The 7,340-nt window shown below is 69.5% G+C and carries 7 protein-coding genes; 3 read left to right on the forward strand and 4 right to left on the reverse strand.

Annotated features, from left to right (window positions below):
• Positions 1-610: PucR family transcriptional regulator (locus tag AOK15_RS23095; RefSeq protein ID WP_205632208.1), on the forward strand; the 610-nt coding region annotated here is incomplete at its 5' end.
• Positions 611-703: 93 nt separating this feature from the next.
• Here the strand turns inward: AOK15_RS23095 and AOK15_RS23100 are convergent.
• The 4 genes from AOK15_RS23100 to gabT all read right to left on the reverse strand — a co-directional run bounded on the left by AOK15_RS23100 (position 704) and on the right by gabT (position 5,144).
• On the reverse strand, positions 704-1,447 hold the full coding sequence (locus AOK15_RS23100) for an amino acid ABC transporter ATP-binding protein (RefSeq protein WP_055519922.1): 744 nt from the start codon (positions 1,445-1,447) through the stop codon (positions 704-706).
• Complete coding sequence (locus AOK15_RS23105) at positions 1,447-2,493, reverse strand: amino acid ABC transporter permease (RefSeq protein ID WP_205632209.1); 1,047 nt, start codon at positions 2,491-2,493, stop codon at positions 1,447-1,449. Before AOK15_RS23105 ends, AOK15_RS23100 begins: the two co-directional genes overlap by 1 nt.
• Positions 2,494-2,555: 62 nt before the next feature.
• Positions 2,556-3,434 carry an ABC transporter substrate-binding protein gene (locus AOK15_RS23110; RefSeq protein ID WP_055519924.1) on the reverse strand — a complete coding sequence of 293 codons (879 nt, stop codon included), beginning with the start codon at positions 3,432-3,434 and terminating at the stop codon, positions 2,556-2,558.
• A gap of 333 nt (positions 3,435-3,767) precedes the next feature.
• Positions 3,768-5,144 carry a 4-aminobutyrate--2-oxoglutarate transaminase gene (gabT, locus tag AOK15_RS23115; protein ID WP_055519926.1) on the reverse strand — a complete coding sequence of 459 codons (1,377 nt, stop codon included), beginning with the start codon at positions 5,142-5,144 and terminating at the stop codon, positions 3,768-3,770.
• Positions 5,145-5,406: 262 nt separating this feature from the next.
• Here gabT and AOK15_RS23120 point away from each other — a divergent pair, with 262 nt between their 5' ends.
• Positions 5,407-6,915, forward strand: coding sequence for an aldehyde dehydrogenase family protein (locus tag AOK15_RS23120; RefSeq protein ID WP_055519929.1), 1,509 nt, complete (start codon positions 5,407-5,409; stop codon positions 6,913-6,915).
• A partial coding sequence (locus tag AOK15_RS23125; RefSeq protein ID WP_205632210.1) for a CoA transferase occupies positions 6,912-7,340 on the forward strand: 429 nt, incomplete at its 3' end. The genes AOK15_RS23120 and AOK15_RS23125, both read left to right, overlap by 4 nt.

The raw sequence follows: 7,340 nt of genomic DNA on the forward strand, positions 1-7,340 counted from the left end.
GGGCGGCAGCCCGCGACAGGCGCTCCAAGCGGTGGGTGAGGAGCTGGCCGAGCGCGGCCTGCCCCTGTTCGGGCGCGTGCACGACGGATGCGCGGCCGTGCTGCTGCCCGCCGGTCACGGAATCACGGCACAGACGGTCACGAACGGCGCGAGAGCTCGTCTGCGGTCGCGCACCTGGGCCGGCCTGAGCGCCGTCCACCAAGTGACCGCGGGCCGCGCGGCCCTGACCGAGGCCCTGAACGCCGCCTCGGTAGCCCATGCCCGGGCGAGCGCGGACGTCGTCGGCTTCGAGTCGCTGGCCGGTCACCTGCTCACCGCCGTCCCCGAGACGAGAAGGCTCCTGGAGTCCCTGGCCGAGTCCCGCCTCGGCCCGCTGGCCACGTATGACGCGGAGAACGGCACCGACCTGCTCGCCTCGCTGCGCACCTTCCTGGAACATAACGGCCAGTGGGAGGCGGCCTCCACGGCCCTCGGCATACACCGCCACACTCTGCGCAGTCGAATGGACCGGGTCCAGAGCCTGCTCGGCGCGGATCTGGACTCGGCCCATGTGCGGGCCGAGCTCCTGCTGGCGTTGTCGGCATGGCGGGGAGGGTGCGGGCGCGGGTGACCGGTACGGCTATTCCGCGTCGCCCGGTCGAAAAGAGAGCGTGACGTGTTCGCGAGGATCGCGCCGTGGGCTCCGGGGTTCATGACCCCCTCTCTAGAGGCGTCCTGCCTCGACGATCTGTCGAAGGAACTCGCGGGTGCGGGGCTCGACGGGGTCACCGAAGACCTGCTCCGGTGGGCCCTGCTCCAGCAATTGCCCCTGCTCCAGGAAGACGACAAGGTCGGATACTTCGCGCGCGAAGTGCATTTCGTGGGTGGCGAGCATCATGGTCATGCCGTCCGCGGCGAGCTCTCGGACGATATTGAGGACCTCTGCCACGAGTTCTGGATCGAGAGCCGATGTGATCTCGTCCAGGAGGACCGCGTCCGGATCCATCGCGAGGGTGCGCACGATCGCGACGCGCTGCTGCTGGCCGCCGGACAGCTGGTCGGGGTAGTAGTCGGCGCGGTGGGCCAGGTTCACCCTCTCGAGCAGTGACCGGGCACGTTCCCGCGCGGCCTTCGGGTCCGCACCGAGGAGCCTGATCGGCCCGAGAGCGATGTTGTCCAGCACCGTCATGTGGGGGAACAGGTTGAAGGACTGGAACACCATGCCGACCCTGCGCCGGAGGCGGTTGACGTCCACTCCCGGTCCGCTGACGACGTCGCCGTCGAGGCGGATCTCGCCGGCATCGATGGGTTCGAGGGCGTTGACGCATCGCAGCAGGGTGGACTTTCCCGAGCCGGAGGCGCCGATCAGCGTGACCACCTGGTGGCGCTGGACCTGCAGGTCGATGCCTTGGAGCACGGTGTGCCGGCCATAGCTCTTGTGCAGTCCGACGAGTTCGATGAAGGACATCACTTGCCTCCTGCGCGGCCGCGGCGGGACATACCTCGTGCGAGCATCCAGTCGACGAATCGTGTCTGCGGGATCGTGATGATGATGAACAGGACGGCGACCACCGTCACCGAGGAGAGGTTGAAGCTGGCCGAGGAGTAGAACTTCGCCTGGTTGAAGGCGTCCATCGTGCCGATGATGTTCACGAGGGACGTGTCCTTCTGCAGGGCGATGAAGGCGCTGAGCAGAGGTGGAATCACCCCGCGGACCGCCTGGGGCAGGATGACGAAGCGGAGGGTCTTCGCGTAGGAGAACCCGAGTGAACGGGATGCCGACCACTGGGACGGGTGGATCACTTCGATGCCCGCACGGTAGATCTCGGCGGCGTAGGCGCTGTAGGTGAGGGTCAGCGCGATGATGGCGAACCACTCGGGGGACAGGCCGGAAAGCAAGGGAAGGTTCAGCAGCGGCAGCCCGAATCCGATGAGGTAGATGATGATGATCGCCGGCACCGCTCGCATGCCGTCGATGTACGCGATGGCGAGGGCACGAACGGGGCGTCCCGCTCGGCCCGGTACCAGCCGGGCGACTGCGAGCAGCAGGCCGAGGACCAGTACGAGGACTTCGGCCATGACCGCGATCCACACGTTGAGACCGAACGCCGCGACGACGTCCTTGGCGCTCTCGGCCATGAGGTCCCAGCGCAGGAAGGTCTTCTGGATGATCCCGTCGTTCACGGTGAGCATGAGCGCACCGAGGAGGATCAAAAGGACCGTGAGCCCGAGTCCGAGTGTGAGCAGTGCGTCCTGGACCGATGCCGCCGCGGTGGCCCGGGCATCGAGCACCTTTCCCAGGCGTGCCTCTCGGGAGGCACGCAGGGACCCGCGTAGCGCCCGGACCGCGATCCACAACACGACCGCCGAGACCAGCACGCCGCCTGTGCTCAGCAGCAGACCGATCGTGTGGGGTGTGGTTCCAGCTTCGCTGCCGTTCATGGCGGAGCTGCCGAGCGCGGCCATGAACAGCAGCAGGGCGAGCGCGAACACGGCGGCTATGACCGCGAGCACACGGCTTTTCGGTGGTGGGCTGAGCCTGGACGCCTCGGTTGTCGGCGAAGCACTCACTGAGGTCACGTGAGGCTCCAGACCGGGACGGAGTTCGGGTTGACACCGAACGTCGGCTCCAGGAACTCGGCGGCCAGCGCCTTGAGCGTGCCGTCCGAGGCCATCTGACCCACGGCCTTGTCCACCGCGGTCGTGTTCTTCGAGTGAAGCGGCATCACAATGCCGTAGCCCTGGTTCAGGGCGAACTGGCCTCGGACGGTCAGCGCTCCCGCCGATGCCTTCACACTCGTCAGGGCAAGCGTCGTGTCGGTGACGACGGCGTCGACCTGTCCCGCGTTCAGTGCCGTGAACATGTCGGCCTGACTCTGGAACGTGGCGGCCTTACTGGTCGGCTTGAGTACGTCGGCCACCCATTGGGCGCCGATGTTGCCCTGAAGCACTCCGATCTTCGCGTCACGGATGCTGTCCGCGGTGATCTTCGAGTCCTTCTTGGTCGCGACGCCCAGGTTCGACGAGAAGTACTGGCGGGAGAAGTCGAACACCTTCTTGCGCTCGTCGGTGATCGTCGTGGACGCCATCCCGATGTCGTAGCCGGTGGCCGTGCCGGAGATGTACTGGTCCCAGGCGAGGTTCTTCAACTGGACGGACTTGAGGCCCGCCCGGTGGGCGATGTCCGCCGCCAGGCAGTACTCGAAGCCGCTCTTCACCGTCTCCGGGCTTGTCCCGTTCCACCACCCCGGATTCGGCAGGACAGTGGACACCGTCAGGGTGTCGGGCTTCTGGGTTCTGAGCTTGATGCTGCCGGGCTTGCCGGTGACCTTGCAGTCCCCGAAACCGGAGGCGCTGCCTTTCGATGTGCCGGCGTCAGTCTGAGAGCTGCACGCGGTGAGCGTCAGCGCCGCGACCGTCACGGTGACGGCGGCGTGGGAGAGCTTCTTCTTCATGGCTTCTTTCCACGGCGAGAAGGGGAGAGGGATGGGATATGCGGCCGCGGGCCTGGAGCGGAGCCCTGGCTGTTCGATGCCGTGCCGCTGCGGCGGGTCGCGCCCGCGGTGCCGGGGCCGCAATGGCTGTGTGGCGTGATGTCGATGTCTCGGGCGCGCCCGGCGCTCTGGAAGTCACCGCACGAGTGGACGAACGGTGGTCCCGCCAGGGCGCTTGCTGAGACGCGGAGTGCCTCTGACGCTGTGCACCCGGCGATGGACCGATGCTCCGGCCACGTCGGCGAGAGAGGGGACCGGTCCCCGACGGAAGGCCAGGGCGGCGACCGGACCGGCTCAGGCGGCGCAGGTCGCTTCCTTGGCGATCGCCTCGCCCAGAATGGTCAGTCCTTCTTCCAACAGGGCGTCCGAGATCGACAGCGGAGGCAGGAACCGCATGACGTTGCCGTAGCTGCCCGCGGTCAGGACCAGCAGTCCGTCCGCGTGGCAGCGCTTGGCGATGCGGGCGGCGAGGTCGGGAGCGGGCACCCGGTCACCGTCCTGTTCCACCAGTTCGATGGCGATCATGGCGCCCCGTCCCCGGACGTCTCCGATCACCGGACACCGGTCGCTGAGATCGCCGAGGAACTCGAGCATGGTGTCGCCGATTTCCCGGGCACGCTCCAGCAGGTCGCCCGCTTCGATCTCGTCGAACACGCCGAGCGCCGCCTCGCAGGCCACCGGGCTCCCGCTGAACGTGCCGCCGAGTCCGCCCGCCGGGACGGCGTCCATCAGCTCGGCGCGGCCGGTCACGGCGCCCAGCGGCAGCCCGCCGGCGAGCCCCTTGGCAGTGGTGATCAGGTCGGGCTGGATGCCCTCGTGCTCGCAGGCGAACATCCGGCCGGTGCGGGCGATACCGGCCTGGATCTCGTCCACGATCAGCAGGATGCCCCGGCTGCGGCAGATCTCGGCGACGCGCCCGAGGAAGCCGGGCGCCGGGACGATGAAGCCGCCCTCGCCCTGGATCGGCTCGATCAGCACCGCGGCCACGTTGTCGGCGCCGACCTGCCGGTCCAGCAGGTCGGCGAGGGCGGACGCGGCCTCCTCGGCACAGCGTTCGGGGCCACCGGGCCAGCGGTACGGGTAGGCCATCGGTGCCCGGTGCACCTCGGGGGCGAACGGGCCGAAGCCCTGCTTGTAGGGCTTGTTCTTCGCGGTGAGGCTCATGGTGAGCAGCGTCCGCCCGTGGAAGCCGTGGTCGAAGACGACGATGCCGGGGCGTCCGGTGGCGGCCCGGGCGATCTTGACGGCGTTCTCCACGGCCTCCGCCCCGGAGTTCACCAGGATCGTGCGCTTCTCACCCGGGATCGGCGCCAGCTCGTTCAGCTTCTCGCACACGTCCAGGTAGGACTCGTAGGGGTTGACCAGGAAGCAGGTGTGGGTGAACCGGCGCAGCTGCGCGGCCGCGCGCTCCGCCACCGCCGGGGCGGAGTTGCCCACCGTGGTGACCGCGATACCGCTGCCGAAGTCGATGAAGGAGTTGCCGTCGGCGTCGACGATCACCCCGCCTCCGGCCGCCTCCACGAACACGGGCAGAACGGCGCCGACGCCGGCCGGCACCAGACCGCGTTGGCGGGCCAGCAGCTCACGGGAACGCGGGCCGGGGATCTCGCTCACGACCCGCCGAACCTGCGCGAGGTCGGGACCGCCGACCGGACGGGAAGCACCGGGCATGGAACATCCTCCGGGATGTGAAGGGGCTGGGAGCGACGAGCCAAGCACTGCCGTGCGTTCGCAGCCATGGACGGATCGGAGTGCTCCTCCTGCGGAGTGCAGGACATCCCGTCGAGTGCGGTATCGCCCGTCCGGTCCCAAGAATGGCGGCCTCATGAACCCGAGGAGCCGGCGTGGCGCGTTCGGACGCGTGACGCGTACGACCGTTTCGACGCGTAGGGCCGTTTGAGGCGACGCGTAGGACCGTTTGAAAGGAAGGCCGATGCGACACAGCGCAGCCAGCAGCGCGACGGCAGGTGGAATCGACCGGTCCGCCCGGTCGCTGCGCCACCTGGTCGCGGGACAGTGGCGGACCGGCGACGGCGACGAACTGCTGGACGTCAGTCCCACACACCCCCGCGAGACCGTGGCCGCCGGCCGGCTCGCCCAGGACCGCGATCTCGACCAGGCCGTCACCGCCGCCCGCGACGCCTTCCCCCGCTGGGCGGCGACGCCTCACCACGTACGGGGCCGGATCCTGGACCGGGCCGCCGACGTCCTCGACGCGAACGCCGAGGTCTGGGGCGCGGAACTGTCGTGGGAGGAGGGCAAGACCAGGGCCGAGGGTGTCGGCGAGGTACGGCGCGCCGCGGAGATCTTCCGCTACTACGCGAGCGAGGCGTCCCGCCCGGTTGGCGAGGTCTTCGCCTCACCACGGCCCGGCGAGCAGATCCATGTGATCCACCGCCCGGTGGGCGTCGTCGCCGTGGTCACTCCCTTCAACTTCCCCATCGCGATCCCGGCCTGGAAGATCGCCCCCGCCCTCAGCTACGGCAACACGGTGGTCTGGAAACCCGCGAGCCTGGTCCCGCTGCTGGCCGTACGGCTGGCCGAGGCCCTCGTCGAGGCGGGACTGCCCGAGGGAGTGCTGTCACTTCTGATCGGCGGCGGCGCACTGGGGGGCCGGCTGGTCGAGCATCCGGGAGTGGACGCGGTGACGTTCACCGGGTCGACGTCCGTCGGCCGGAACCTGATCGCCGCGTGCGGCCGACTGGCCCGGCCCGTCCAGACGGAGATGGGCGGCAAGAACGCGGCCGTCGTTCTCGCCGACGCCGATCTGGAACTCGCGGCCGGCGAGGTGTTCGCCGGAGCCTTCCGCTCCACGGGCCAGAAGTGCACCGCCACCTCGCGGCTCATCGTGGCGGAGCCGATCGCCGACGAGTTCCTGGCCCTGCTCACCAAACGGGCGTCGGCCCTGCGCGTCGGTGACCCGCTGGAAGAGGGCACGGAGATGGGGCCCGTGGTGTCGCTCCAGGCCCGGGACGAGATCCAGTCGGCGGTGAACGCGGGGACGGAGCGCCCTGGGGTGGAGCTCCTCGCGGGCGGGCGCCCGTACGACGACGACCGTATGACGGGCGCGTTCCTGCAGCCCACCGTCGTCGAACTCGCCGACGACGACCCGCTGTGGCGACAGGAGCTGTTCGGCCCCGTGCTGTCCGTCCGCCGGGCCCGCGACGTCGAGGAGGCGTTCGCCCTGGCCGACGACAGCGAGTTCGGCCTCTCCGCGGCCGTCTTCACCGATGACCTGCGGGCCGTGGCCGCCGCCACGGAGCAGGTCGACGTGGGCGTGCTCCACATCAACTCCGAGACCGCCGGGGCCGACCCGCACGTCCCCTTCGGCGGTGCCAAGCAGAGCGCGTACGGCCCCAAGGAGCAGGGCCGGGCGGCTCGCGAGTTCTTCACCCGGACCAAGACGGTGTACATCCGCCCGTCGGAGAGGCGGGACCGGTGAGCGCGGCATCCGGCGGCCCCCTCTCCGGCGTGCTCGTCGCCGATTTCGGGCGCGTCCTGGCCGCCCCGTACGCCACGATGCTGCTGGCCGACCTCGGGGCCGACGTGATCAAGGTCGAGCAGCCGGTCACCGGGGACGACACACGGGCCTGGGGACCGCCCCACGCCCAGGGCGAAGCCACGTACTACCTCTCGGTCAACCGCAACAAGCGCTCGCTCGCGCTCGACCTGCGCGACGAGCAGGACCTGCGCAGGGCGCGGGAGCTGGTACGCCGGGCCGACGTCCTGTTCGAGAACTTCCGGCCGGGCACCATGGCCAAGTACGGGCTCGACTACGACCGGGCGCGTGAACTCAACCCGCACCTGGTCTACTGCTCGATCACCGGCTTCGGCGCCGGGGCCGGTGATCGAGCAGTAGACCAGGTG

Source organism: Streptomyces ossamyceticus (genome assembly GCF_001418475.1).
Taxonomy (GTDB): Bacteria; Actinomycetota; Actinomycetes; order Streptomycetales; family Streptomycetaceae; genus Streptomyces; species Streptomyces ossamyceticus.

Bases quoted from the DNA above. Each gene is read 5' to 3' on its own strand.
- AOK15_RS23100 (WP_055519922.1), bottom strand. From the start codon at position 1,447: ATGTCCTTCATCGAACTCGTCGGACTGCACAAGAGCTATGGCCGGCAC.
- AOK15_RS23110 (WP_055519924.1), bottom strand. From the start codon at position 3,434: ATGAAGAAGAAGCTCTCCCACGCCGCCGTCACCGTGACGGTCGCGGCG.
- gabT (WP_055519926.1), bottom strand. From the start codon at position 5,144: ATGCCCGGTGCTTCCCGTCCGGTCGGCGGTCCCGACCTCGCGCAGGTT.
- AOK15_RS23120 (WP_055519929.1), top strand. From the start codon at position 5,407: ATGCGACACAGCGCAGCCAGCAGCGCGACGGCAGGTGGAATCGACCGG.